23 protein-coding genes and 3 tRNA genes are annotated in these 25,724 nt (G+C 69.9%); 13 read left to right on the top strand and 13 right to left on the bottom strand.

Annotated features, from left to right (window positions below):
- Nucleotides 1-220: 220 nt before the first annotated feature.
- Entirely contained in the window at nucleotides 221-409 is a 189-nt protein-coding gene (locus ABZ923_RS01455; protein WP_361465224.1) for a DUF6274 family protein, read from the top strand.
- 443 nt (nucleotides 410-852) lie between these two features.
- Here ABZ923_RS01455 and bldC read toward each other — a convergent pair whose 3' ends face one another.
- Both bldC and ABZ923_RS01445 read right to left on the bottom strand, forming a co-directional pair.
- Nucleotides 853-1,059: a developmental transcriptional regulator BldC gene (gene bldC, locus ABZ923_RS01450; RefSeq protein WP_003949541.1), complete on the bottom strand. Its 207-nt coding sequence runs from the start codon at nucleotides 1,057-1,059 to the stop codon at nucleotides 853-855.
- A gap of 519 nt (nucleotides 1,060-1,578) precedes the next feature.
- Nucleotides 1,579-2,421 carry a hypothetical protein gene (locus tag ABZ923_RS01445; RefSeq protein ID WP_361465221.1) on the bottom strand — a complete coding sequence of 281 codons (843 nt, stop codon included), beginning with the start codon at nucleotides 2,419-2,421 and terminating at the stop codon, nucleotides 1,579-1,581.
- Between the two features lie 200 nt (nucleotides 2,422-2,621).
- On the opposite strand from ABZ923_RS01445, the gene ABZ923_RS01440 reads away from it, so the two are divergent.
- Entirely contained in the window at nucleotides 2,622-3,728 is a 1,107-nt protein-coding gene (locus ABZ923_RS01440) for a Glu/Leu/Phe/Val dehydrogenase dimerization domain-containing protein (protein WP_361465219.1), read from the top strand.
- 290 nt (nucleotides 3,729-4,018) lie between these two features.
- Nucleotides 4,019-4,264 (top strand): DUF3073 domain-containing protein, encoded by a 246-nt coding sequence (locus ABZ923_RS01435; RefSeq protein WP_030348846.1) that lies wholly within the window; start codon nucleotides 4,019-4,021, stop codon nucleotides 4,262-4,264.
- A gap of 66 nt (nucleotides 4,265-4,330) precedes the next feature.
- Here the strand turns inward: ABZ923_RS01435 and purM are convergent, their stop codons facing one another.
- The 7 genes from purM to purS form a co-directional block, all read right to left on the bottom strand.
- Nucleotides 4,331-5,398, bottom strand: coding sequence for a phosphoribosylformylglycinamidine cyclo-ligase (gene purM / locus ABZ923_RS01430; protein WP_361465217.1), 1,068 nt, complete (start codon nucleotides 5,396-5,398; stop codon nucleotides 4,331-4,333).
- A 35-nt stretch (nucleotides 5,399-5,433) separates the two neighbouring features.
- Complete coding sequence (gene purF, locus ABZ923_RS01425; RefSeq protein WP_361465214.1) at nucleotides 5,434-6,963, bottom strand: amidophosphoribosyltransferase; 1,530 nt, start codon at nucleotides 6,961-6,963, stop codon at nucleotides 5,434-5,436.
- Between the two features lie 201 nt (nucleotides 6,964-7,164).
- Complete coding sequence (locus ABZ923_RS01420; RefSeq protein WP_361465211.1) at nucleotides 7,165-7,599, bottom strand: META domain-containing protein; 435 nt, start codon at nucleotides 7,597-7,599, stop codon at nucleotides 7,165-7,167.
- 73 nt (nucleotides 7,600-7,672) lie between these two features.
- Nucleotides 7,673-8,470 carry a sterol carrier family protein gene (locus ABZ923_RS01415; RefSeq protein ID WP_361465209.1) on the bottom strand — a complete coding sequence of 266 codons (798 nt, stop codon included), beginning with the start codon at nucleotides 8,468-8,470 and terminating at the stop codon, nucleotides 7,673-7,675.
- Between the two features lie 125 nt (nucleotides 8,471-8,595).
- Nucleotides 8,596-10,854, bottom strand: a complete 2,259-nt coding sequence (gene purL / locus ABZ923_RS01410) for a phosphoribosylformylglycinamidine synthase subunit PurL (protein ID WP_361465207.1) — start codon at nucleotides 10,852-10,854, stop codon at nucleotides 8,596-8,598.
- Nucleotides 10,851-11,531: a phosphoribosylformylglycinamidine synthase subunit PurQ gene (gene purQ, locus ABZ923_RS01405; protein ID WP_361465204.1), complete on the bottom strand. Its 681-nt coding sequence runs from the start codon at nucleotides 11,529-11,531 to the stop codon at nucleotides 10,851-10,853. The genes purL and purQ overlap by 4 nt, the downstream gene beginning before the upstream one ends.
- A complete protein-coding gene (purS, locus tag ABZ923_RS01400; RefSeq protein WP_014673609.1) occupies nucleotides 11,528-11,791 on the bottom strand; it encodes a phosphoribosylformylglycinamidine synthase subunit PurS in 264 nt (87 codons plus the stop codon). The genes purQ and purS overlap by 4 nt, the downstream gene beginning before the upstream one ends.
- Nucleotides 11,792-12,101: 310 nt before the next feature.
- On the opposite strand from purS, the gene ABZ923_RS01395 reads away from it, so the two are divergent.
- The 9 genes from ABZ923_RS01395 (at nucleotide 12,102) to ABZ923_RS01355 (ending at nucleotide 17,440) form a co-directional block, all read left to right on the top strand.
- Complete coding sequence (locus ABZ923_RS01395; RefSeq protein WP_059249902.1) at nucleotides 12,102-12,419, top strand: Lsr2 family protein; 318 nt, start codon at nucleotides 12,102-12,104, stop codon at nucleotides 12,417-12,419.
- A 167-nt stretch (nucleotides 12,420-12,586) separates the two neighbouring features.
- Nucleotides 12,587-12,658, top strand: a tRNA-Gly gene (locus ABZ923_RS01390).
- 80 nt (nucleotides 12,659-12,738) lie between these two features.
- A tRNA-Gly gene (locus tag ABZ923_RS01385) sits at nucleotides 12,739-12,811 on the top strand.
- Nucleotides 12,812-12,946: 135 nt separating this feature from the next.
- Nucleotides 12,947-13,885 (top strand): ABC transporter ATP-binding protein, encoded by a 939-nt coding sequence (locus tag ABZ923_RS01380; RefSeq protein WP_361465200.1) that lies wholly within the window; start codon nucleotides 12,947-12,949, stop codon nucleotides 13,883-13,885.
- Nucleotides 13,882-14,670: an ABC transporter permease gene (locus ABZ923_RS01375; RefSeq protein ID WP_361465197.1), complete on the top strand. Its 789-nt coding sequence runs from the start codon at nucleotides 13,882-13,884 to the stop codon at nucleotides 14,668-14,670. Before ABZ923_RS01380 ends, ABZ923_RS01375 begins: the two co-directional genes overlap by 4 nt.
- Before the next feature lie 16 nt (nucleotides 14,671-14,686).
- A complete protein-coding gene (locus tag ABZ923_RS01370) occupies nucleotides 14,687-15,931 on the top strand; it encodes a histidine kinase (protein ID WP_361465194.1) in 1,245 nt (414 codons plus the stop codon).
- Nucleotides 15,928-16,542 (top strand): response regulator transcription factor, encoded by a 615-nt coding sequence (locus ABZ923_RS01365; protein WP_361465191.1) that lies wholly within the window; start codon nucleotides 15,928-15,930, stop codon nucleotides 16,540-16,542. Before ABZ923_RS01370 ends, ABZ923_RS01365 begins: the two co-directional genes overlap by 4 nt.
- Nucleotides 16,543-16,565: 23 nt before the next feature.
- Nucleotides 16,566-16,638: transfer RNA gene (locus ABZ923_RS01360), tRNA-Gly, on the top strand.
- Between the two features lie 142 nt (nucleotides 16,639-16,780).
- Entirely contained in the window at nucleotides 16,781-17,440 is a 660-nt protein-coding gene (locus ABZ923_RS01355) for a hypothetical protein (RefSeq protein WP_361465188.1), read from the top strand.
- A gap of 24 nt (nucleotides 17,441-17,464) precedes the next feature.
- Here the strand turns inward: ABZ923_RS01355 and ABZ923_RS01350 are convergent, their stop codons facing one another.
- From ABZ923_RS01350 to ABZ923_RS01335, 4 genes are all read right to left on the bottom strand, one after another.
- Nucleotides 17,465-17,893: a hypothetical protein gene (locus ABZ923_RS01350; protein ID WP_361465186.1), complete on the bottom strand. Its 429-nt coding sequence runs from the start codon at nucleotides 17,891-17,893 to the stop codon at nucleotides 17,465-17,467.
- A 23-nt stretch (nucleotides 17,894-17,916) separates the two neighbouring features.
- Entirely contained in the window at nucleotides 17,917-19,077 is a 1,161-nt protein-coding gene (locus ABZ923_RS01345) for a hypothetical protein (RefSeq protein ID WP_361465183.1), read from the bottom strand.
- Nucleotides 19,078-19,321: 244 nt separating this feature from the next.
- Complete coding sequence (locus ABZ923_RS01340) at nucleotides 19,322-20,008, bottom strand: DinB family protein (RefSeq protein WP_361465180.1); 687 nt, start codon at nucleotides 20,006-20,008, stop codon at nucleotides 19,322-19,324.
- Nucleotides 20,009-20,306: 298 nt separating this feature from the next.
- Entirely contained in the window at nucleotides 20,307-22,115 is a 1,809-nt protein-coding gene (locus ABZ923_RS01335) for a glycoside hydrolase family 6 protein (protein ID WP_361465177.1), read from the bottom strand.
- Nucleotides 22,116-22,677: 562 nt separating this feature from the next.
- Here ABZ923_RS01335 and ABZ923_RS01330 point away from each other — a divergent pair.
- Nucleotides 22,678-25,590, top strand: a complete 2,913-nt coding sequence (locus ABZ923_RS01330; RefSeq protein ID WP_361465174.1) for a glycoside hydrolase family 48 protein — start codon at nucleotides 22,678-22,680, stop codon at nucleotides 25,588-25,590.
- Nucleotides 25,591-25,724 lie beyond the last annotated feature (134 nt).

Raw genomic sequence — 25,724 nt, 5'->3', positions numbered from 1 at the left:
CCAGAGGCCGCGCCCGCGGCGGAGCCGCAATCAAACACAGCACATCCCGTCAGGACCGCATCGTGAAGGGCCCCCGGAAGGGGCCCTTCTTGCTGTTCCGGTCCGGGACGGGGCCCGCTGTGCCACCTCTGGGGGCGGCGCGCGGCCTTGACGGGGTCACATTCCCTCGGTACCCAGGGAGCAGGGCCCGTTCCTCCTGTGCGGCCCCTGGAGGTGGCGTATGACGGCGTCGGTCAGGCACGAGACGCGGGCGCTCCTGAGGGCCCATCTGTCGGCCGCCTCGTCCTATCGGCACCTCACGCACCACTGCCCCATCTGCCACCGCCTGCTGCGGCTGGCGATGGACGCCGGCCCGCAGGGGCAGGAGGAGGAGCAGGAGGCCGCCGAGGAGGCCCCCCGGGACGCGTGACCCTCCGCGGGCTCAACCGCCGTACGGGCGTGGGAGTCTGAGTCCCGCCCACCCGCCCCGCCGCTCCTCTAACCCACGCGGGTCGCGAGCAACAAGCGCCTGCGCGTGTGACGGGAGTCACCGCATGAGTTTTTGAAACTGCGGCACTTACCCCTGTCATACAAAGGGTCAATTTAATATGTGCAATTGCACCGCTCCCAGACCCGGTCCACAGCCGTTCCGACAGGCCTCCCCAGACTCCTACAAGGAGGCGCACAAAAAAGATCGCGCTGGACCCGGCGGAGTCCAGCGCGATCGACGACGCACCCTGTGTCGCTGCCTATGACGTTCTCTTCGGCTTGGGCGAGGGTCCTGTTGGGGCAGGTCCCGCGTCGCTTGGAGCTAGGGTTTCGGGCGCCTCGGCCGGTTGGGGGACCGACCGTCTTGCCCGGTTATGGAGTTGTTCAGGCCTCGCTGCGCTGCTGCGGGATGCCCGCGAGCAGAGCGCGGACCTCGGCCTCGCGGTAGCGGCGGTGCCCGCCGAGCGTGCGGATGGACGTGAGCTTGCCGGCCTTCGCCCACCGCGTGACCGTCTTGGGGTCGACGCGGAACATGGTGGCGACCTCAGCCGGGGTCAGCAGCGGCTCGGCATCAGGGGTGCGAGCGGTCATGAGCGGCCTCCTCGGGAGAACCGAACCTTCTCGGTTCTTTCCTCTAAATTCTGCACCTTGACCCGCGTTGCCCGAAATGGCGGACGCGAGTCGAGTCGGTTATAGGACGAACGGCTTGTCCTCGGCACTACAACTACACCATCTGTCCAGCCGCGTCGGCCAAACCGATGGAATTGCCCTCCCAGGTGTTCATCAGCGACGGAAGCCGATGGACCATGCCATAGCGGACAGTCACGCCACTGTGACGATCAGTCACAGTGGCGCTCAGGAGTCACCAGACCCCCCAAAGCGTGCAATGCTGAGAATCCGCCCAAGTTGGAGCACAGTTGGACGGACGGAGCCCTCCCCGGACTCCTTGTCCTATTTTGGCACGAGGGATAGCAAGAGGCGCAAGGGCCGGGTAAGTGCCATCCATCACCCTTGGGACAAAAGTCCAGATCGGGACCAACATCCCGTCAGGTGGTCTAAGCGAGTAGAACGTACGTCGTTCGGGGCGTTTTTGACCGTGACGTACGTCACTCAGTTCGCGGAACGCCTGTCCCGTACCGTCCGCCACCGCTCGACCAGCCGCCCGTACGCCTCCCCGGCGGCCGTCCCGTCACCCCGGCGCAGCGCCTCGATGCCGGCCGCCACGTCCGCCGCCGAGTGGTCGTCCTCCAGCTCGCCCGCCGGCAGCACGTGCACCAGGCCGCCGTAGTCCAGCTCCACCAGCGAGCGGGGGTGGAACTCCTCCAGCCAGCGCCCGACGTCCAGCAGACCGTCGACCAGCGGGCCCTCCTCGACGGTGTCCCGCAGCGTGCGCAGCCCCCGCGCCACCCGGCGCCGGGCCTGCACCATCGGCGTGCGGTAGCGCAGCACCGGCGGCACGTCCGCGGTGCCCTTGTCGTACCGCCGCTCCTCGTCCGAGACCAGCACGAACCAGTTCAGCGGCACCTGCCAGGTCGCCGTCCGGATCCACGGGCGGGCGTCGGGGTTGCGGGCGAGCCAGCGCTCGTAGTCCTGGGCGGCCTGGCGGCGCACCACGGGCGGCAGCACCGCGTCCAGCACCGGCGGCGGCAGCTCCTCGGCCAGCCCGTCCAGGGCCTGCCAGCCGCGCAGCCGGGTCCGCCAGGGGCACACGCAGACCACCCCGTCGACCTCCAGCACGAAGGCGTCGCTGCTCTCGTGCACCGGCACCGCGATCGGCGGGATGGGCAGCAGGTCCGCCAGGGACCGACGCAGTTCGTCCTGGTAGGAGGGGCGGTCGGGGCGGCGGGCGTAGCGCGCCCAGTGGCTGCGCTCCGGCTCCGGGAAGGCGCCCAGCGGCTCGTACACGCGCAGGTACGCGGCATAGGGGACGACCACGGAGGACACCTTCGGCACGCCTGCTCCCTCCCCATCGGGCCCGGCTCGAAACCACTGCAAATCGTGCCACGGTCATACGTGCACCGAGGGCTCGGGAGAGTGATCCTGAACACTGCGCGGATGGTGAGGGAGCCGAGGCTCTACGCTCATGCCACGGCTCCCCGCCACCCGTACGGGGACCGACCCCACTCGCCGATTTGTACACAGGAGTCACCACAGTGACCGACGTAACCGGCGCGCCTGCTGATGTCCTGCACACCCTGTTCCATTCGGACCAGGGTGGTCATGAGCAGGTCGTGCTCTGCCAGGACCAGGCCAGCGGCCTCAAGGCCGTGATCGCCATCCACTCCACCGCCCTGGGCCCCGCCCTCGGCGGCACGCGCTTCTACCCGTACGCCACGGAGGCCGAGGCCGTCGCCGACGCCCTCAACCTCGCGCGCGGGATGTCGTACAAGAACGCCATGGCCGGCCTCGACCACGGCGGCGGGAAGGCCGTGATCATCGGCGACCCGGAGCGCGACAAGACCGAGGAGCTGCTCCTCGCCTACGGCCGCATGGTCGCCTCGCTCGGCGGTCGCTACGTGACCGCCTGCGACGTCGGCACCTACGTCGCCGACATGGACGTCGTGGCCCGCGAGTGCCGCTGGACCACCGGCCGCTCCCCCGAGAACGGCGGCGCCGGCGACTCCTCGGTGCTCACCGCCTTCGGTGTCTACCAGGGCATGCGCGCCTCCGCCCAGCACCTGTGGGGCGACCCCTCGCTGCGCGGTCGCAAGGTCGGCATCGCCGGCGTCGGCAAGGTCGGCCACCACCTGGTGAAGCACCTGCGCGACGAGGGCGCCGAGGTCGTGATCACGGACGTGCGCGCGGACGCCGTCCAGCGGATCCTCGACCAGTACCCCGCGGGCGTGACGGCCGTGGCCGACACCGAGGAGCTGATCCGGGTCGAGGGGCTGGACATCTACGCCCCGTGCGCGCTCGGCGGCGCCCTGAACGACGACTCCGTCCCGGTGCTCACCGCCCGGGTGGTCTGTGGTGCGGCCAACAACCAGCTGGCCCACCCGGGTGTGGAGAAGGACCTGGCCGACCGCGGGATCCTCTACGCGCCGGACTACGTGGTGAACGCCGGCGGGGTCATCCAGGTGGCCGACGAGCTGCACGGGTTCGACTTCGACCGGTGCAAGGCGAAGGCGGCGAAGATCTTCGACACCACGCTGGCCATATTCGCACGTGCGAAGGAAGACGGGATTCCGCCGGCCGCGGCGGCGGACCGGATCGCCGAGCAGCGGATGGCGGACGCCCGGGCGGAACGCGTCGCGCGCTAGCCCGTTCGCACACACGAGCGGTACCCGTCGGCGGGAACTTAGAGAGAACTCTCACTTCCCCCGGCGGGTCGTTCCCCGATAAGTGGTTAAAATCGCCACTGACCAGCGAGGACGGGGCGCCTCGAAGGTCCTGGGCACACGCGCGTGCTGCGGGCGACGTACCGTATGGGCGCGGGCTCAGGTACCGTGGAAGCCCTACGGACCGGCCTCTCCATGGAGAGTCCGTTCCAGATCATGAACGCGTGTCAGACTCTGGGGCCGTCGAGCCCCGTCGTTGAGGGGGTCGAGCCATGGGGCGCGGCCGGGCCAAGGCCAAGCAGACGAAGGTCGCCCGCCAGCTGAAGTACAACAGCGGCGGGACGGACCTCTCACGCCTGGCCGAGGAGCTGGGCGCATCGACGTCGAACCAGTCGCCGAACGGCGACCGCTTCGAGGACGATGAGCATGACGACGACGACCTGTACTCCCGTTACGCCGACCTCTATGAGGACGACGACGAGGACGAGGGTCCCGCACAGCACCGTCGAGGCGCTTGACCTTGCACTGAGCACGAGACCGGTCGGTGGCACAGCCACCGACCGGCTTCTGTGCTGTCCGCACGGTCAGGCGGCGTAGTCCCCCACCAGCTCCGCGCCGGTCGTCTTCTCGCCCCGCTCGGTGATCTCGCCGGCGACCCAGGCGTCCACGCCCCGGTCGGCCAGGGTCGCGAGGGCCACCTCGGCCGACTCCTCCGGGACGATGGCGATCATGCCGACGCCCATGTTGAGGGTCTTCTCCAGTTCCAGGCGCTCGACGTTCCCGGTCTTCCCGACCAGGTCGAAGATCGCGCCCGGGGTCCAGGTGGAGCGGTCGACCACGGCGTGCAGACCGTCCGGGATCACCCGGGCCAGGTTGGCGGCCAGACCGCCGCCGGTGACGTGGCTGAAGGCGTGCACCTCGGCGGTGCGGGTCAGCGCGAGGCAGTCCAGCGAGTAGATCCTGGTGGGCTCCAGCAGCTCCTCGCCGAGGGTCCGGCCCAGCTCCGCGACCTCGGTCTCCAGGGCCAGCCCGGCGCGGTCCAGCAGGACGTGGCGGACCAGGGAGTACCCGTTCGAGTGAAGCCCGGAGGACGCCATGGCGATCACGGCGTCACCCGTACGGATGCGATCCGCGCCCAGCAGCCGGTCGGCCTCCACGACGCCCGTACCGGCCCCGGCGACGTCGAAGTCGTCCTCACCCAGCAGGCCCGGGTGTTCGGCCGTCTCACCGCCCACCAGGGCGCAGCCGGCCAGCACACAGCCCTCCGCGATGCCCTTGACGATGGCCGCGACCCGCTCGGGGTGCACCTTGCCGACGCAGATGTAGTCGGTCATGAACAGCGGCTCGGCACCGCACACCACGATGTCGTCCATGACCATGGCGACCAGGTCGTGGCCGATGGTGTCGTAGACGCCCATCCGGCGCGCGATGTCGACCTTCGTGCCGACGCCGTCCGTGGCGGAGGCGAGCAGCGGGCGCTCGTAGCGCTTGAGGGCGGAGGCGTCGAAGAGCCCGGCGAAGCCGCCGAGGCCGCCGAGGACCTCGGGGCGCTGGGTCTTCTTCACCCACTCCTTCATGAGCTCGACGGCGCGGTCTCCCGCCTCGATGTCGACGCCCGCCGCTGCGTAGCTGGCACCAGTTGTCTCAGACATGACTGTGAGAGCTTTCGTGTCGTACTGCAGGGGTGTTACGGGCGACGGATCGCGTCGGAGGCGGCCGTGGCCGCGGGACCGGCCGCCAGCTCGGTCTCCAGGAGCTGCTTGCCGAGCAGCTCGGGGTCCGGCAGCTCCATCGGGTACTCGCCGTCGAAGCAGGCGCGGCACAGGTTCGGCTTGGCGATCGTGGTCGCCTCGATCATGCCGTCGATGGAGATGTAGGCGAGCGAGTCGGCGCCGAGGCTGGTGCCGATCTCCTCGATGGTCATGCCGTTGGCGATCAGCTCCGCGCGCGTGGCGAAGTCGATGCCGAAGAAACAGGGCCACTTCACGGGCGGGGAGGAGATCCGGATGTGGACCTCGGCGGCGCCGGCCTCGCGCAGCATGCGGACCAGGGCCCGCTGGGTGTTGCCGCGCACGATCGAGTCGTCGACGACGACCAGGCGCTTGCCCTTGATGACTTCCTTCAGCGGGTTCAGCTTCAGGCGGATGCCCAGCTGGCGGATGGTCTGCGAGGGCTGGATGAACGTCCGGCCCACGTACGCGTTCTTGACCAGGCCGGCGCCGAAGGGGATGCCGGAGGCCTCCGCGTAGCCGATGGCGGCCGGGGTGCCGGACTCCGGGGTCGCTATGACGAGGTCGGCCTCCGCCGGGGCTTCCTTGGCCAGCCGGCGGCCCATCTCCACGCGGGAGAGGTAGACGTTCCGGCCGGCGATGTCGGTGTCCGGGCGGGCCAGGTACACGTACTCGAAGACACAGCCCTTGGGCTTCGCATCCGCGAATCGGGAGCTGCGCAGGCCGTTCTCGTCGATGGCGACGAACTCGCCCGGCTCTATCTCGCGGACGAAGCTGGCGCCCACGATGTCGAGGGCGGCGGACTCGGAGGCGACCACCCAGCCGCGCTCCAGGCGGCCCAGGACCAGCGGGCGGATGCCCTGCGGGTCGCGGGCGGTGTAGAGGGTGTGCTCGTCCATGAAGACGAGCGAGAAGGCGCCCCGCACCTTCGGGAGGACCTGATGGGCGGCCTCCTCGATGGTGAGCGGCTTGCCGTCCTCGTCGACCTGGGCGGCCAGCAGGGCCGTCAGCAGGTCGGTGTCGTTGGTGGCCGCGACCCGGGTGGAGCGGCTGTTGTTGTCGTTCGGCAGTTCGGCGACCATCTCGGCGAGCTGCGCCGTGTTGACCAGGTTGCCGTTGTGGCCGAGCGCGATCGAGCCGTGCGCGGTGGCGCGGAACGTCGGCTGGGCGTTCTCCCACACGGAGGCGCCGGTGGTCGAGTAGCGGGCGTGTCCGACCGCGATATGACCCTGGAGCGAACCGAGCGAGGTCTCGTCGAAGACCTGGGAGACCAGGCCCATGTCCTTGAAGACGAGGATCTGGGAGCCGTTGCTGACCGCGATTCCCGCGGATTCCTGACCCCGGTGCTGGAGGGCGTAGAGCCCGAAGTACGTGAGCTTTGCGACCTCTTCACCCGGAGCCCAGACGCCGAAGACGCCGCAAGCGTCCTGGGGGCCCTTCTCGCCGGGAAGCAGATCGTGATTGAGTCGACCGTCACCACGTGGCACGCCACCGAGTGTAGGCGAGATCGACCACTGGTCCGAATTGGGGATACGCCCCCGTAACGGCACGACCGGTCTCGATCACCTTGGTGGTTTCTACGTTTTCGCTGGTCACGGCGTTTCGTCACCGGCCGACGGGGTTTTCTTGCGCCCCCTGCGGACCGGTCACGGGCATCTTCGCCGTATGCATGAGTGAGGTGTCGCACATCATTCGGAGGCGCTGCGACTGAGGTGGACGCGGTCGCCGTCGCCGTCGGTGAGCGTCAGTTTCGCGGCGTGGCGCTCGGCGGTGAGCGTGCCGGTGGTGAGGGTGCGGGCGAGGGCCCGTTCGAACGCCATCCGCTCCTCGCCGCAGGCCATCCGGGTCGTGCGCAGGTCGCCGATGGTGATGCGGTCGCCGCGCACGGTGGCCCGGGCGCTGAAGTGGTTGCAGCCCAGGTTGCCGGCCGCCCTGCCGTCCTCGTCGATGCGCAGGCGGGCGGGGGCGGGCGCGGGCCGGTTCGTGCCGCCGACGGTGATGCTGTCGACCCGCCAGTCGATCCCGGTCACCGGCTGCTGGACGCCCATCGCCTCACTGTCCCCCTTCTCGCTGCCGCAGGCCACCGCGAACGGGAGAAGCACGGCGGCCACCGCCAGGGTCACGCGCTGCTTGTACCGGTTCATACCGGTTCGACGGGTGTCCGGTACGACCGGTTCCCGCCCGGCACCACGTGGGTCAGCCCATGACGGGCAGCAGCCCTCCGAGGTCGGCCCGCTCCCCGCTCGCGCTGACCTTCGCCTCGGCCAGCGCGTCCTGCCAGGTCACTCGGCCGGTGGCGAGCCGGAGCCAGGTCAGCGGGTCGGTCTCCACGACGTTGGGCGGGGTGCCGCGGGTGTGCCGGGGCCCCTCGACGCACTGCACGACGGCGTACGGCGGCACGCGCACCTCGGTGGAGCCGCCGGGCGCCTTCAGCGCGAGGGCGTCGGCGAGCAGCCGGGTGGCGGCGGCCAGGGCCTGCCGGTCGCAGGGCACGTCCAGGCCCGGGACGGCGGCGTTCAGGTCGTCGGTGTGGACGACCAGCTCGACGGTGCGGGTGACGAGGTAGTCGGCCAGCGGCAGGGCGCCGGCGCTGGTGTCCAGCAGCCGACTGCCGGGGTGCTCGTCCAGCAGGGCGCGCAGGCTGTGGTCCACGTCGGCGAGGTATGCGTCGAGGTCCGGGTGGACGGCGGTCAGGCCCCGCGTGAAGTCGTCGATGGCCGCGGCGTGCGACGCGGTGGAGAACGGCCACTCGGCCACGGTGACGGTCTGCTTCGGCGGCGCGGGCACATCGAGCGCCCGGTGGACGGCGGTGACCGCCATGCCGATGTGCGCGATCAGGTCCCGTACGGTCCACTCGCCCAGCCGGGTGGGCAGGCCGAGCTGCTCGGCACCGAGGCCTCGGACGGCCTCCCGGACGGATCCGAACTGGGCGAGGACCGCGGCCCGGGTCTTGGCCGGGTCGTAGCTGCGGGCACGTTTCTTGGCCGGTGGCATGAGAGTCAGAGCACCTCCATGCCCGCCAACAGTACGCCGGTGTCCCCCACTTGACGTCGCGCGTCCGGCGGGTACGACCCGGCCCCGCCTGCCGGAGCGGGCGGGGCCGGGTGCCGGGATGCCGCTTACGCCAGCAGCGCCGGGATCGTCTCCTCGTGCGCCTTGCGCAGCTCGGTGAGGGAGAGGGTGAACTCGCCCTGCACCTCGACCGTGTCGCCGTCCACGACACCGATGCGGGTGGCCGGCAGGCCCCGCGCACCGCACATGTCGTTGAAGCGGACCTCCTCCGAGCGCGGCACGGCGACGATGGCGCGGCCGGCCGACTCGGAGAACAGGAAGGTGAAGGCGTCCAGGCCGTCGGGGACGACCAGCCGCGCGCCCTTGCCGCCGAGCAGCGCCGACTCCACGACCGCCTGGACGAGACCGCCGTCGGAAAGGTCGTGCGCCGAGTCGATCATGCCGTCGCGGGAGGCGGAGATCAGGATCTCGGCCAGCAGCCGCTCGCGCTCCAGGTCGACCTGCGGGGGCAGACCGCCCAGGTGGTCGTGGATCACCTGGGACCAGGCCGAGCCGCCGAACTCCTCGCGGGTGTCGCCGAGGAGGTAGATCAGCTGGCCCTCCTCCTGGAAGGCGACCGGGGTGCGGCGGGCGACGTCGTCGATCACGCCGAGGACCGCGACGACCGGGGTCGGGTGGATCGCCACCTCGCCCGTCTGGTTGTAGAGCGAGACGTTGCCGCCGGTCACCGGGGTGCCGAGCTGCCGGCAGCCGTCGGCGAGACCGCGCACGGCCTCGGCGAACTGCCACATCACCGCCGGGTCCTCGGGGGAGCCGAAGTTCAGGCAGTCGGAGACGGCCAGCGGCTTGGCGCCGGTGGTCGCCACGTTCCGGTAGGCCTCGGCCAGGGCCAGCTGGGCGCCGGTGTACGGGTCCAGCTTGGCGTAGCGGCCGTTGCCGTCCGTGGCGATGGCGACACCGAGACCGGTCTTCTCGTCCACGCGGATCATGCCGGAGTCCTCCGGCTGGGCGAGGACGGTGTTGCCCTGCACGAAGTGGTCGTACTGGGACGTGATCCACTTCTTCGACGCCTGGTTCGGCGACCCGACCAGCCTCAGGACCTGGTCCTTCAGCTCCTCGCCGGTCTCCGGGCGGGGCAGCTTGTTGGCGTCGTCGGCCTGGAGGGCGTCCTGCCACTCGGGGCGGGCGTACGGGCGCTCGTAGACCGGGCCCTCGTGCGCGACCGTGCGGGGGTTGACGTCGACGATCTTCTCGCCGTGCCAGTAGATCTCCAGGCGGTCGCCGTCGGTCACCTCACCGATGACGGTGGCGATGACGTCCCACTTCTCGCAGATCTCCAGGAAGCGGTCGACCTTCTCCGGCTCCACGACCGCGCACATGCGCTCCTGCGACTCGCTCATGAGGATCTCCTCGGGCGAGAGCGTGGAGTCGCGCAGCGGGACGTCGTCCAGGGTGACGCGCATGCCGCCGGAGCCGTTGGAGGCCAGCTCGGAGGTGGCGCAGGACAGACCGGCCGCGCCGAGGTCCTGGATGCCGACGACCAGCTTCTCCTGGAACGCCTCCAGGGTGCACTCGATGAGCAGCTTCTCCTGGAAGGGGTCGCCGACCTGGACCGCCGGGCGCTTGGACGGCTTGGCGTCGTCGAAGGTCTCGGAGGCGAGGATCGACGCGCCGCCGATGCCGTCGCCGCCGGTCCGGGCGCCGTAGAGGATGACCTTGTTGCCCGCGCCGGAGGCCTTGGCGAGGTGGATGTCCTCGTGCCGCATCACACCGATGGCACCGGCGTTGACCAGCGGGTTGCCCTGGTAGCAGGAGTCGAAGACGACCTCGCCGCCGATGTTGGGCAGGCCCAGGCAGTTGCCGTAGCCGCCGATGCCGGCGACCACGCCCGGCAGGACGCGCTTGGTGTCGGGGTGGTCGGCGGCGCCGAAGCGCAGGGGGTCGACGACGGCCACCGGGCGGGCGCCCATCGCGATGATGTCGCGGACGATCCCGCCGACACCCGTGGCCGCGCCCTGGTAGGGCTCGACGTACGACGGGTGGTTGTGCGACTCGACCTTGAAGGTGACCGCGTAGCCCTGGCCGACGTCGACGACACCGGCGTTCTCGCCGATGCCGACGAGCAGGGCGTCGGACTGCGGGGCCTTCTCGCCGAACTGGCGCAGGTGCACCTTGGAGGACTTGTACGAGCAGTGCTCGGACCACATGACCGAGTACATGGCGAGTTCGGCGCCGGTGGGGCGGCGGCCGAGGATCTCCACCACCCGCTCGTACTCGTCCTTCTTCAGGCCCAGTTCGGCCCAGGGCAGCTCGACGTCGGGGGTCGCGGCCGCGTGCTCGACCGTGTCCAGAGGCGTCCGGCTCATGCGTTGACCAGCTTCTTGAGGATCGAGGTGAAGAACGGCAGGCCGTCGGTACGGCCCGTACCGATCAGCGGCTCGACGGCGTGCTCGGGGTGCGGCATGAGGCCGACGACGTTCCCGGCCTCGTTGGTGATGCCGGCGATGTCCCGCAGCGAACCGTTCGGGTTGAAGTCCACGTACCGGAAGGCGACGCGGCCCTCCGCCTCCAGCTTGTCGAGGGTGTACTCGTCGGCGACGTACCGGCCGTCCATGTTCTTCAGCGGGATGTGGATCTCCTGGCCGGCGCGGTAGTCGCCGGTCCAGGAGGTCTCCGCGTTCTCCACCCGCAGCTTCTGGTCGCGGCAGATGAAGTGGAGGTGGTCGTTGCCGAGCATCGCGCCCGGGAGGAGGTGGGCCTCGGTGAGGATCTGGAAGCCGTTGCAGATGCCGAGGACCGGCAGTCCGGCCTTCGCCTGCTCGATCAGGGACTCCATCACCGGCGAGAAACGGGCGATGGCGCCGGCCCGCAGGTAGTCGCCGTAGGAGAAACCGCCGCACAGGACGACGGCGTCGACCTGCTTGAGGTCCTTGTCCTTGTGCCACAGGGCGACCGGCTCGGCGCCCGCGAGGCGGATCGCGCGCTGGGTGTCCCGGTCGTCCAGGCTGCCCGGGAAAGTGACGACGCCAATACGAGCGGTCACTTCGCCGCCTCCGCGACTTCGTCGACCCGGACCGTGAAGTCCTCGATCACCGTGTTGGCGAGGAAGGATTCCGCAAGATCGCGGATCCGGGCGAGCGCGGCTTCGTCGACCGGCCCGTCAACTTCCAGTTCGAAACGCTTTCCCTGACGTACGTCCGAGATCCCTTCGAATCCCAGGCGCGGCAGCGCACGCTGGACCGCCTGGCCCTGGGGGTCGAGGATCTCCGGCTTGAGCATGACGTCGACTACGACGCGTGCCACTGGCACTCCCGGTGTGTGGTGCTGAGCAGGTTCCTTCAGACTACCCGCACAAAATTTCTACGCGGGTAGAGTTGGAGGAAAGTACGTGAGGCGCATCACGATCGGGTGTCGAAGCCGCCCACCCGCGAAAACTTCTGGGAAAGTTCCACAGTCCGTCCGACACACCTATTGCGCCCGGACACGCGGACGGATTTAGTCGGGCTTCACTTTGCATTGCCGGGCACTGTACAAATGAATTGGCAATAGCCGATACTCGGCACGTCGGCGGCCTTGAGCTGTAACGACGTTCCGCACGAAGGGACCGATATTCGTGGCGCAAAAGGTCGTGGTCACTCTCTTTGACGACATCGACGGCTCGGAAGCGGCGGAGACGATCGCCTTCGGACTCGACGGCAAGTCGTACGAGATCGACCTGAACGAAACCAACGCCGAGAAACTGCGCAAGGCGCTCGCGCCCTACGTCGAGGCCGGCCGCAAGCGGTCGCGTTCCGGCAAGGCGTACAAGCAGACGGAGGTCGCCCCCGACCCGGCGGCCGTCCGCGCCTGGGCCCAGGCCAACAAGATGGACGTCCCGGCCCGTGGACGCATCCCGAAGAAGGTCTACGAGGCGTTCAGCGCCGCGCAGTGAGCCCGCGAAGGGGCGAGTCCTCAGGGCCCGTCAGAGGGCCCTGAGGACCGTGCACTTGGGGCATACCGGGTCCGGAGGGGAGCCGACTTGCGCTACCCCCCCGCCGATCAGCTAATGTCTGGGACACGCCGAGGGGCGAGGCCGGAAGGCCGAATCCCGAGGACCGTGCGGGTGTAGTTCAGTAGCAGAACATCCCCCTTCCAGGGGGAAGGCGCAGTGTGCGATTCCTGTCACCCGCTCCGCACCGCCGACACGACCACTGTTGTGGATCAGGTAGGCTGGTGTTCGCACCGATCGGTGGGAGCCGATCGGGAGCAGTGCGGACGTAGCTCAGTTGGTAGAGCGCAACCTTGCCAAGGTTGAGGTCGCGAGTTCGAGCCTCGTCGTCCGCTCGGGACAAGACCCCGGTCCATCGGACCGGGGTCTTTTTCGTTGTCCCGTCCGGCCGGGTCGCTCCTGACATTTGTCATGGCGAGCGGTGACACCGCGCACTGCCGGGCGGCCCGCGCCGCCGGGACGCTGAGGGCATGAACACCGACGGACACGAGAACGTGATCGAGGTCACCGACCTCAGGCGGGTCTACGGGGGCGGGTTCGAGGCCGTACGCGGAATCACCTTCTCCGTGGCGCGCGGAGAGATCTTCGCCGTGCTGGGCACCAACGGCGCCGGGAAGACCTCGACGGTCGAGCTGCTGGAAGGACTCGCGGCACCGGCCGGCGGCCGGGTGCGGGTGCTCGGCCACGATCCCCACCGCGAGCGGGCCGCCGTACGGCCCCGCACCGGCGTGATGCTCCAGGAGGGCGGCTTCCCCGCCGAGCTGACCGTCGCGGAGACCGCCCGGCTGTGGGCCGGCTGCACCAGCCGCGCCCGGCCGGAAGCCGAGGTGCTGCAACGGGTGGGGCTCACGGGCAAGGCGGGGGTGCGGGTCAAACAGCTGTCCGGCGGGGAGCGCAGGCGCCTGGACCTGGCGCTCGCGCTGCTCGGCGATCCCGAGGTGCTGTTCCTCGACGAGCCGACGACCGGACTCGACGCGGAGGGCCGCCGGGACACCTGGGAACTGGTCCGCGCTCTGCGCGACGCGGGCACCACCGTGCTGCTCACCACGCACTACCTGGAGGAGGCCGAGGGTCTCGCCGACCGGCTGGCCATCCTGCACGAGGGCCGGATCGCCGCCTCCGGAACCCCGGCCGAGGTCACCGCCGGCCGCCCCTCCCGGATGTCCTTCGAACTGCCCGACGGCTACTTCCTCGGCGATCTGCCGCCCCTCGACGCCCTCGGCGTCTGCGGGCACGAGAGCGACGGCCGGGTGGTCCGGCTGCGCACCCGCGAACTCCAGCGGACCGCCACCGCCGTGCTCGCCTGGGCCGAACGGGCCGGCGTCGAACTGCGCGCACTGGACGTGCGATCGGCCTCGCTGGAGGAAGCCTTCCTCGGAATCGCCCGGGAAGAGGAGGCGGCCGCATGAGCGCCCTCGCTCCCGACACCCGCACCTCCTCCGTACGGCGGCTGCGCGCGCTGGCACGGGCCGAACTGGCCCTCCTCGGCCGCAACCGCGGGGTGGTGTTCACCGCGCTCGTCCTGCCGCTCGCGCTGCCGTTCAGCGTGCGCCCGGCCCTCGACCAGCTGGACCTGGAGAAACAGGGCATCAGCGTCGGCGCGTCCATGTTCACGGCCGCGGTCGGCTTCGCCTTCCTGTTCGCCGTCTACTCCTCGCTCGTCAACGCCTACGTCGCCCGCCGCGAGGAACTCGTCCTCAAACGGCTGCGCACCGGCGAGCTCACCGACACCGAGATCCTCACCGGCACCGCCCTGCCCGCCATGACCCTGGGCCTCGCGCAGGCCCTGGTGCTGGGCGTCGGATGCGCGGTGCTGCTGCACGCCGGGGCGCCCGAGGCGCCGTACCTGACCCTGCTGGGGCTGGCGGTCGGTCTGGTGCTGAGCGCCGCGCTCGCCGCGCTCACCGCGACCGTCACCCGGACCGTGGAGAGCGGCCAGGTCACCGCGCTGCCGCTGGTGTTCGTGTCGATGACGGGTTCGGGGATCATGTTCCCCGCCGAGGTCATGCCGGAGAAGCTCGCCTCCGTCTGCGAGCTGCTCCCGCTGTCCCCCGCGATCCGGCTCGTCCGGGCCGGCTGGACCGGCGGGTTGAGCGCCTACGAGGCGTTCGGCGCCCTCGCCACCGCACTGGCCTGGACCCTGGTGGCGGTGTTTGCTGTACGGCGGTGGTTCCGGTGGGAACCCCGGCGCTGAGGAACGGGGGGCGTGCGTGGTGGGGCGGATACGGCGGTGGCAGCAACGGCACTGGCGCGAGCGGAGCAAGGCCGAGCGGGTCGAGCTGTACACGGTCGCCACCTGGTACGGCACGACCTGGTTCTTCTCGCTCGGCTGGCTGTTGCTCCCCCTGGTCGGCGGGCTCGACCACCGGCCCCCGGCCCTCGTCCTCGGGACCCTGCTCGTCCTGGTGGCGACCCTGCAGTGCGCGGTCTCGAACCGGCTGACCCGGCCCGCGCTCGACCACTACCTGGGGCGCGCCCGGCTGCCGGCCGGGGCGCACGGCGTCCCGGCCGCCCTGCTGGGGCTGGCGCTGTCCCTGCTCGTGGCCCTCGCCGCGCTGGACGCGGCCGACCCGGTGACGGTCCGGCTGGGGATCGGCGCCGCCCTGCTGCCGTTCGGCGTGCTCTACGGACTCACCGTCCCGGTACCGGTGTTGCTGCGCGGGGCGGCGCTGCTCGCGGTGCTGCTCATGGGGGCCGTCGGGCTCGCCGACCCCGACGGTGCCGGGATCCTCGCCACCGGGCTGATGGTCGCCTTCCAGACGGTGTTCTCGCTGCTCGCCTGCCGCTGCGGCGCCTGGACCCTGGCCGTGCTCTGGGAGGCCGAACGGGCCCGCGAGGTGGAGGCCCGGCTCGCCGTCGCCGAGGAGCGGCTGCGGTTCGGCCGGGATCTGCACGACGTGCTGGGCCGGAACCTGTCCGTGATCTCCCTGAAGAGCGAGCTGGCGGTGCAACTGGCCCGGCGGGGGCGGCCGGAGGCGGTGGAGCAGATGATCGAGGTGCAGCGCATCGCGCAGGAGTCCCAGCGCGAGGTGAGAGCCGTCGTACGCGGGTACCGGGAGGCCGACCTCGGGGTCGAACTCGCCGGTGCGCAGGGCGTGTTGACCGCCGCCGGGATCGACTGCGAGGTGCGCGCGGAGACCCGCGGGCTGCCCGCCGAGGTGCAGTCCGCGCTCGGCTGGGTGGTGCGCGAGGCGACCACCAACGTGCTGCGGCACGGGGACGCGGGCCGGTGCGAGGTGGAACTTGCGGTGCGTGAGGGGCATGTGGTGCTGACGGTGGAGAACGACGGGCTCGCCGCGCCCGGCGGTGGCGGCGGCTCCGGGCTGGCCGGGCTGCGGGAACGGCTCGCCGCCGTGGACGGAACCCTGGAGGCGGGGGTCGTGGGCACGGGCCGGGACCGGTTCCGGCTGGTGGCGGACGTGCCCCTGCGGTCTGTGAGAGGAGTCACCTCGTGAGCGCTCCGGTACGGCTGTTGCTCGCCGACGACGAGCATCTGATCCGGGGCGCGCTGGCCGCGCTGCTGTCCCTGGAGGACGACCTGCTGGTGGTCGCGGAGGCGGCGAGCGGGCCGGAGGCGCTGGCCATGGCCCGGGCGCACCGGCCCGACGTGGCCGTGCTCGATCTGCAGATGCCGGGCGCCGACGGTGTGAAGGTCGCCACATCCCTGCGCACGGAACTGCCCGGCTGCCAGGTGCTGATCGTCACCGGGCACGGCAGGCCCGGGCATCTGAAACGGGCGCTCGCGGCCGGTGTGCGCGGGTTCGTCCCGAAGACCGTCAGCGCCCAGCGGCTCGCCGAGATCATCCGGACCGTGCACGCCGGAGGCCGTTACGTCGACCCGGAGTTGGCGGCCGACGCGATCTCCGCCGGGGACTCGCCGCTGACCGCGCGGGAGGCCGAGGTGCTGGAGCTGGCCGCCGACGGGGCGCCGGTCGCGGAGATCGCCGAGCGGGCCGCGCTGTCGCCGGGGACCGTGCGGAACTACCTCTCCTCGGCCGTCTCCAAGCTCGGCGTCGAGAACCGTCATGCGGCAGTGCGTCTCGCACGGGCGCGAGGTTGGGTATAGTTGCTCTCGCGCAACGGCGCACTGCGGACGTAGCTCAGTTGGTAGAGCGCAACCTTGCCAAGGTTGAGGTCGCGAGTTCGAGCCTCGTCGTCCGCTCGGGACAAGGCCCCGGTCCATCGGACCGGGGTCTTTTTCGTGCCGAAAGGCCTTAGGCCGTGTCCGCAAAGTCCCTCCTGCCGCAGGGCCCGCCCTCCGGGCGGACGGAGGGACTTTGCGGACACGACCTAGGATTTCCAGCATGGCGAAGCGGAAGGTACACCGGCGGGCGCGCAAGGTGCTGGGCGAGGAACCGGTGGTCCTCGTCTGGTGCGGCCTGCGCAAGGACATCCCCCGGCCGCCCAAGGACGTCCACCGGGCGGCGGGCAGAGGGCGGTTGAAGCCGGGACGGCACTGGCTGTACCACACCGGTCTGGTACTCGCGGCGGTGATCATCATCCCGTGGTTCCTGGTCGACAAGCTCGACGACCTGCTGACGTCCAAGCGCGCACGCCGGGAACTGCTCGGCCGGCGTACCGACCGTGCGTCGGAGCCGCAGCGCGCCGACGGTGACCGGCATCGCCTCCCGGAGCCGTCCGACGACGTCTTCGACGGCGACTGGACCCTCACCGCAGGCCAGTTGCTGCTGCGCTGGTACGGGCAGTCCCCCAACCTCAGGCGCCTGCTGCTGCTCACCGACGACCGCATCTGCCTCGCGGCCTCGCCAGGACGACGTCTGTCGCCGACCAAGGCCGACGACTTCGACATCGTCACCGAGTTCGCGCGCGGCGAGGCCCGGATCCACCGGGAGCCGGGTCAGCGCCACTTCTTCCTGCGCTTCCCGGACGGATCGTGGCTCAACCTGGGGCGGTTGGCCGACAGCGAGGACGCCGACCACTTCCTGAAGACGGTCAGCGCCTGACGCGCGCCGGCCGCCGGGACCGGCTCAGGACCTACGCGTCCGGTTGACGAGGAGCAGGGCGAAGCAGACGACGGAGCAGGCCAGCCCGGCGTACAGCAGGGGCGGCGCCCAGAACCACACCACTTCGGTGCTGTGACCGCTGGTCCAGTGGCAGGTGACGGACGGGGGGAAGCCGTCCACGTCCACCGATGTCAGGCCGTAGTCCCGCCCGGCATCCATGTACACGCCGTCGCCGGTCCTGTCCGCGCACACGTCGAGCGGGTTCGTGAAGGCGAGCCCGTAGACGGTTCCGGCCCCGTAGGCGGCGATCGCCGCCGCCCCGCCGATCACGGCCCAGCGGGCCGGCCGTGAGGGTTTCCTCCTGGTCACCCACCACGCGTACGGAAGTGCCCCGACGGCGAAGAGCAGGACGGTGACCGCGGGCGGGCCGAAGACCGTGAAGAGGGAGACCATGCACCCTGACGTTACTTCGCGGCTCAGCTCGTGCAGGCGTCCGGTCCGTCCTTGGCGAAGGACTGCTTGGTGCAGTAGGTGACGGTCGGGTAGTAGTCCCCCATCACCTTCGCCGGGTCGTCGCCCTTCTTGACGTTCTGGATGGCGTTGCGGAAGTCGTCGGCGGGGAGCATGTTCCGGAAGAACAGCAGGCTGGAGACATGGGTGGGCCCCCAGTCGATCCATGTCACGCCCTTGACCGTGGTCGCGTCGGCGGGCCGGTCCTGCTTGGTGGAGACCACGTAGGTGTAACGCCCGTTCTTGTCCCGGGCCGTTTGGAAATCCGCGGCACAGGAGCTGACCGGATAGGGGAGTTGCCACTGGTTCTGGCAGAGCGACCAGTACCTGAGCTGTGTCCGGGTGAGCACCGACTGCCCGTTGGTGGTGTCGGGGAACGTGGGCGCCTTGCCGCGGACCACCGCGATACGGCCCGACTTGTAGGCGAGCGGCGCGCACAGGTACTTGTTGTACGGGTTGGGGAACAGCCCGAGCACCTTGGTGGGCGGAGCGAAACCCGGGTCACTCGGCGTGAACTTCCCGCAGCCTGCGAACTTCCCCGCGGGCGCGTTGTCCTTCACGAGCTTCCTGAGCGTATCGGCGAGCGGTCCCGACGGCCCCTGCGCGGAATCCGCCCTGGGGCAGGCCTTCATGACGCTCGGGCTGCTGCCCCGACGCTGGATCGACAGCGTCGGCAGCGGAACTCCGCCCGCCGGGTCGGAGTCGTTGTCGGGCACGTAGATCCGCAGCACCAGGAAGCCGGCACCGGACGCTGCGCCGTTCGCGGTCGCGGCGATCGTGTTGGCACCGGAACCGGCCGCGACCCCCGGGTTCAGCGTCACCTGATAGCGATGGTGCGCCGGATCCGTCCCCGCGTCCGGGACGGCGAACGGGTTCTTGCTCCCCGAACGCGGAGAGATCTGGTAGTCGGCGAGGGCATCGACAGGCGCGCCCTTGTGGTCGTAGGCCGTCAGCGCGGTGAACCGGGCGGACGGGTACGTACCGTCCACCACGAGGCGGTCGCCCTCGTCCAGGCGGTAGGGCGTCAGCCAGTACGTCGCGTTGGTCTCCGGGAAGGCGAAGTTCAGCCTGCTCGGTCGGACGACGGCCGGCCAGGCGCAGGAACTCCCCGGCGCAGTGACGGTCACGCCGGCGTGGGCTGGGACTGCTGCGGCTGCGGAAGGCGTCGCCGGCACGGCGACCACTCCCAGCCACGCCAGAGCGGAGACGGTCAGACGTCGCCAGGGAACACGCAGCATGATGCCCCTCCGTCCATGGGTCACGAGCGCTGCGGAGAGGACGTCCCGGGGGGGCGTACTGCGCTTCCCAGGGCAGGATCCCCGGACGGCCGCGCACGGGCCCAGCCTCAGGACGCCACCGCCAGCATCAGTCTCACTCCGCTCCCGCCACCGTGCAACGCGGCACCGTGGCCCCTCCTGGGACCGGCACGCCGTTCCGGGAGTGCGGCAGGGCCCGGTAGAGGTCGCGCAACAGGGCGATCTCGGCTCCGTGGTGCAGCAGTTCCTGGTTGACCCACCACACGATGCCGAGGAACGGTTCCTCCGCGTCGCTGCCGTGCGGGTAGGTGCAATACCCCACCGCGTCGAGTGCGGCGTCGTCGACGCTCAGCAGCGCCTTCCGCCAGGCCGCGGCAGCGGCGTCGAAGGCCGCGCCCGCTCCTGCGGCGTCCCCGCTGACGGGGTGGTCGTCGCGGGTCAGCGTGTGGCTGCCGGCGGTGTGGTCGGCGCGCAGGGCCAGCATTTCGCTCAGATGGCTCAGGCGCCACGCGATGGTGGTGAAGGGCGGCGGCCAGGGATGCGGGTAGGAGGCGGCGTCGCGGCCCCAGTCGCCGGTGCCGGCCAGGAACGTCGCGCGCGGTCCCGGGCCGTCCACGCGCCGCCGTACCGACCAGCAGCCGGGGACCGGCTCCCACAGGTATTCCTCGTCGGTCATGGGGCCGACCTCGGTATCCGCCCCGTCGCCGCTGTCCACGACCGGTCCCGTCATGCGGTCGGCGAGGCGTGTGCGCGCGAAGTCGAACTGCTCCAGCAGGGGAGACAGACGGGACGGTGTCGTCATCGGACGCTCCTGTGTCGAACCGGTCCAGGGACGATCCGCCAGCCTGGCACAGCCGGCACCACCACCCGCCCCACCATTTCCGAGGACGTGTCCCCGGAGCACCTGCTCAGCTCGGTCTCCGTCAGCAGGTGCTGGTGCTGTACCCGAGTACGTCGGCACTGGACTCCACGGTCGTCGGCTGGTCCCTCTACGACGGCACTGGCCGCACGTCCCCCGCGACACGAGTTCTTCTTCGAGGGTCAGCCGGGACCGGTCCGTTCGGGGACCGGCCCCGGCGGGGGCTCACTGCCTCAGGGGGCTACGGCAGGGGCGGGTAGGCGTTCTGCATGAGTTGCTGGAACTGGGCGGAGAACCAGTGTCCGGCCAGGGGTGCGCCCGGCAGCGAGCCGGTGGGGTTGTTGCCGTTGCGGGCGTTGCCGCCGTAGGTGGGGTCGCACATGCGGTCGAAGCCCTTGCCCTCGTCGTTGGAGACGGCGGAGCTGGAACCGTCCGACTCCCCCGGGGGCTTGACCCACACGTACGCGTCGATGCCGGCGGACGGGGCCGCGGTGGGCCGCTGACCGAGCCCGGCACCGCTCTGGTTGCACCAGTTGCCGGGGTGGATGCGCCGGTCGACACGGCCTCCGTTGACGTAGTCGTCGACAGACGTCAGGGGGCCGGGCTTGGTGGGCCGGGCGGAGCCGCCCCAGCCGTTGCGGGAGGTGTCGATGAGCATGCCGAGACCGGAGTTGAAGCCGGCAGCGACCAGCTTGTCCCGCAGCGCGACGGCGAAGGACTGCTCGTCCACGTACTGGTTCCAGTCCACCCACTTGGACTGGCGCACGGTCTGGCCGTTGACGGTGTCGGTGACCTTGAAGTTCGGTTCCTTCGTGGGGCTGTAGTTGGCCGTGTTCACGATGAAACCGGCCACGTCGTTCACACTCGCGCCGTTGCTCGTGGCGACCTTCGCGAACTCCTGCACCGCCGGGCCGAGGTTGCTGTCCCAGCCGAGCCAGCCGTGGTGGCCGGCGTCGATGTAGTTGTAGACGTTGGGGATGGCGCCGAGCTTGTCCAGGGCGTAGGAGACGCCCTTCTCGTAGTTGCCGTTGCTCTTCATGGTCACGCAGGCGTCGGTGGTGCTGTTGGTGCCGCCGGCGTTGGTGACCAGGTTGGGCAGGGAGTCGGGTTCGATGACGGTGGCGATCCTGAGGGAGGCGTACTTGGGGTCGGACAGGATCGAGGCGATGGGGTCGATGTACTGGCTCTTGTACTTGTCGATGTCGTTGGGGCCGAGTTCGCCGTTGGAGGCGAGGGCGGCGCAGTCGCGGCCGGGCAGGTCGTAGATGACCAGCTGGACGACGAGGTCGCCCGAACCCTTCTGCTTCAGGGCCTCGTCGAGGTGGGCGCGCAGACCCATGCCGCCGCCCACGCCGTTGATCGTGGCGATGCGATCGAGCCAGACGGCGGTGGGCTGGTCGGCGATGCGGCTGCCACCCGGCTCGGCGGCGGCCTTTGCCGACCACTCGGGGTTCACGTACGCCTTGGCCCCGACGTAGGGGTTGTCGGCCCTGCCGCCGCCACCGCCGTTGTCCCCACCGGTGCCGCCGCCCGTGTCACCGCCGGTACTGCCACCGGTACTGCCACCGGTGGAACCGCCGGTGCCGCCGCCCGTGTCACCACCGGTGCTGCCGCCTCCCGTGCTTCCGCCGTTGTCGACGTTGCAGGTGACGCCGTCGAGGGTGAAGGTGGTGGGCACGGCGTTGGTGCCGCTGTACGTGCCGTTGAGGCCGAAGCTGACCGAAGCGCCCGTGGCCAGCGAGCCGTTGTAGCTCTCGTTGGCGGCGGTGACGTCACCGCCGCTCTGGCTGACCTTCGCGCTCCAGCCCTGGGTGACCTTCTGGTTCCCGGAGTACGACCACTTCAGGGACCAACTGGACTTGGCGGCCGCGTTGTTCGTGACGGTGACGGCGGCGGTGAAGCCGGTGTCCCACTGGCTCTGCACCTTGTAGTCCACCGAGCAGGGGACGGAGGTGACGGCGGCACCGGCCGGTGCCGTGAGGAGCGCCGTCCCCGAGGCCCCGGCGAGCACCGCCAGGGCAGCGAGGAATGACAACTTGGTACGACTCATCAGTGCGGGTTCCTTCGATTCGAGGGTTGGTTGTGGGGTGGTCCGGGGGTGGTCCGTGGGGTGGGCTCACGGGGTGAGGGCGCGCAGGTGGTCGCGGACCGGTGCCGTACGCGGTGGGTGCGCCGTCGTAGGCGGAGATGAGGGAGGGGGCTTTGGGCATCCACGAGGGTCACGAGCGTGTTGCCGGAGACGTGCAGCGCGGGCGCGGTCCCTGCGGACGGTGGCGGGGTGCTCGCCCCCGACCAGGAGCCCATGGAGCCGAGGTGACGCTCGCGTCGGTGGCCAACGCGGGGGGTGTCGCATGAGCGACTCCTTGCAGTGTGGCGCGCCGTGACGGACGCGTCGACTGAATGGAATCGCTCCCACTGGTGCGAGTGACGGTAGCGCCAACTGCGCTGCCTTCACAGGGCTGTTGCTTAACTTTTCTTAGATGGTTCGCTTCCAACGATTCAACTTCTCAACGTCTTGACCGGACCCGCCCGCGTCCTCACTATGGGAGCGCTCCCACTGGTTCAAGCCTTGTCCCCCACGCGCCACACGCCCGCAAGGAGAGGCCAGAACGATGGATCCCGGACGCAAGCGCAGAGCTGTACGGCGGCTGTGGACCGCCGTGGCAGCCGCATTCGCCCTGCCGTTGTCGATGCTCGCCACCGGCACGCCGGCCGCGCAGGCGGCATCGGTGCAGTGCAGTGTCGACTACAAGACCAATGACTGGGGTTCGGGCTTCGCCGCCGACCTCACGATCACCAACCGTGGTTCGGACGCGATCGACGGCTGGACGCTGTCGTACGCCTACGCGGGGAATCAGAAGCTGAGCAACGGCTGGAACGGCACGTGGTCCCAGTCCGGTCAGACGGTCACGGTGAAGAACGCCTCGTACAACGGCACCATCGCGGCGGGTGCCGCGGTCTCTACGGGGGCGCAGTTCACCTACAGCGGTACCAATACCGCGCCTGTGTCGTTCGCGGTGAACGGTGCGGCGTGTGTGGGGGCCCATCAGGCGCCGGTGGCTGTGCTGACGAGTCCGAGTGCGGGTGCGGTGTATACGCAAGGGACTGCGGTGCCGTTGGCGGCGACCGCGGCGGCGGCGGACAACGCGTCGATCAGCAAGGTGGAGTTCTACGACGACACCACGCTGTTGGGTACGGACACCAGCGCGCCGTACTCGCTTTCCACGTCTGATCTGTCGGTGGGCAGTCATTCGCTGGTGGCGAAGGCGTACGACAGTCTGGGTGCGTCCGCCGCGTCCACCCCGGTGGGCATCACCGTCGCATCTGGGCCTGCACTCGTGGCGTCACCCACCCAACTGGGTGTGCAGCAGGGCAAGTCGGGGACGTTTTCGGTGAAGCTGTCGGCGCAGCCGAGTGGGAACGTGACGGTGAGTACGGCCCGTACCGGCGGCAACTCGGGTCTGTCCGTGACCGGTGGATCCTCGCTGACGTTCACCCCGTCGAACTGGAACACCGCGCAATCGGTGACCATCACGGCGGATTCCTCCGGCACCGGCAGTGCGACCTTCACCGTGTCGGCCACCGGTTACTCCAAGGCGACGGTCACGGTGACGGAGTTGCCTGCGTCGAAGGCGTACGACGCCCGTTTCCTCGACCTGTACGGGAAGATCACGAATCCGGCGAACGGTTACTTCTCGCCTGAGGGGATTCCGTATCACTCGGTGGAGACGCTGATCGTGGAGGCTCCGGATCAGGGGCATGAGACGACGTCGGAGGCGTACAGCTATCTGCTGTGGCTGCAGGCGATGTACGGCAAGGTCACCGGTGACTGGTCGAAGTTCAACGGTGCGTGGGGGCTGATGGAGAAGTACATGATTCCCACGCATGCCGACCAGCCGACGAACTCCTTCTACAACGCCTCCAAGCCGGCGACGTATGCGCCGGAGCTGGATACGCCGAACGAGTATCCGGCGAAGCTGGACACGTCGGTGTCGGTGGGTTCGGATCCGATATCCGGTGAACTGAAGACTGCATACGGTTCGGACGACGTCTACGGTATGCACTGGATCCAGGACGTCGACAACGTCTACGGCTACGGCAACGAGCCCGGCAAGTGCGAGGCCGGTCCCACAGCCACCGGCCCGTCGTACATCAACACCTTCCAGCGTGGTGTGCAGGAGTCGGTGTGGGAGACGGTGCCGCAGCCGACGTGTGATGCGTTCAAGTACGGCGGGAAGAACGGCTATCTGGACCTGTTCACCGGTGACTCCTCCTATGCCCGGCAGTGGAAGTACACCGACGCCCCGGACGCAGACGCCCGCGCGGTGCAGGCGGCGTACTGGGCCGATGTGTGGGCGAAGGCGCAGGGCAAGAGCGCTGATGTCTCCGCGACGGTCGCCAAGGCCGCGAAGATGGGCGACTACCTGCGGTATGCGATGTACGACAAGTACTTCAAGAAGATCGGCAATTGCACGAGTCCGTCGTGCCCGGCCGGAACCGGCAAGGACGCCTCGCATTACCTGCTGTCCTGGTACTACGCCTGGGGCGGTGCCACCGACACCTCGGCGGGCTGGGCGTGGCGGATCGGCTCCAGCCACGTCCACGGCGGCTACCAGAACCCGCTGGCCGCGTACGCGCTCAGCTCGGTGGCCGATCTGAAGCCCAAGTCGGCCACCGGGGCGGCTGACTGGGGTAAGTCGCTGCAGCGGCAGCTGGAGTTCTACCAGTGGCTGCAGTCCTCCGAGGGCGCCATCGCGGGTGGTGCCACCAACAGCTGGCAGGGCCGCTACAGCGCACCGCCGGCCGGGGTCTCCACCTTCTACGGCATGGCCTACGACTGGCAGCCCGTCTACCACGACCCGCCCTCCAACCAGTGGTTCGGCTTCCAGGCCTGGTCCATGGAACGCGTCGCCGAGTACTACCAGCAGACCGGCGACACCCAGGCCAAGACCGTGCTGGACAAGTGGGTCAAGTGGGCGCTGTCCAAGACCACGATCAACCCCGACGGCACCTACCGCATCCCCTCCACCCTCCAGTGGTCCGGCCAGCCCGACACCTGGAACCCCTCCAGCCCCGGCACCAACAGCAACCTGCACGTCACCGTCGCCGACTACACCGACGACGTCGGCGTCGCCGCCGCCTACGCCAAGACCCTCACCTACTACGCCGCCAAATCCGGCGACAGCACGGCGAAAACGACGGCGAAGGCACTGCTGGACGGCATGTGGAACAACCACCAGGACAGCCTCGGCATCGCCGTGTCCGAAACCCGCACCGACTACAGCCGCTTCAACGACAGCGTCTACATCCCCACCGGCTTCAGCGGCACCATGCCGAACGGCGACACCATCAACCCGTCCTCCACCTTCACCTCACTGCGCTCCTTCTACAAGAGCGACCCCAACTGGTCGAAGATCGAGGCCTATCTCAAGGGCGGCGCCGCACCCGTCTTCACCTACCACCGCTTCTGGGCACAGGCCGACATCGCCATGGCCATGGGCGCGTACGCGGAGCTCCTCGAATAAGTCCCCGCTGACGCTCCGCGTACCCGGCCCCGTCACCAAACGACAGGGCCACCGGGCCGGGCGGCCCCCCACCCACGCAGGGGACCGCCCGGCCCACACGCGTCTCCGCTCCGTTCGTCCGAGCACTCCTCCTG

Origin of the sequence: Streptomyces sp. NPDC046881 (genome assembly GCF_040645015.1) — a bacterium.
Taxonomy (GTDB): domain Bacteria; phylum Actinomycetota; class Actinomycetes; order Streptomycetales; family Streptomycetaceae; genus Streptomyces.
The sequence above is the reverse complement of the archived record's forward strand: the minus strand, read 5'-3'. Positions and strand labels throughout refer to the sequence as shown.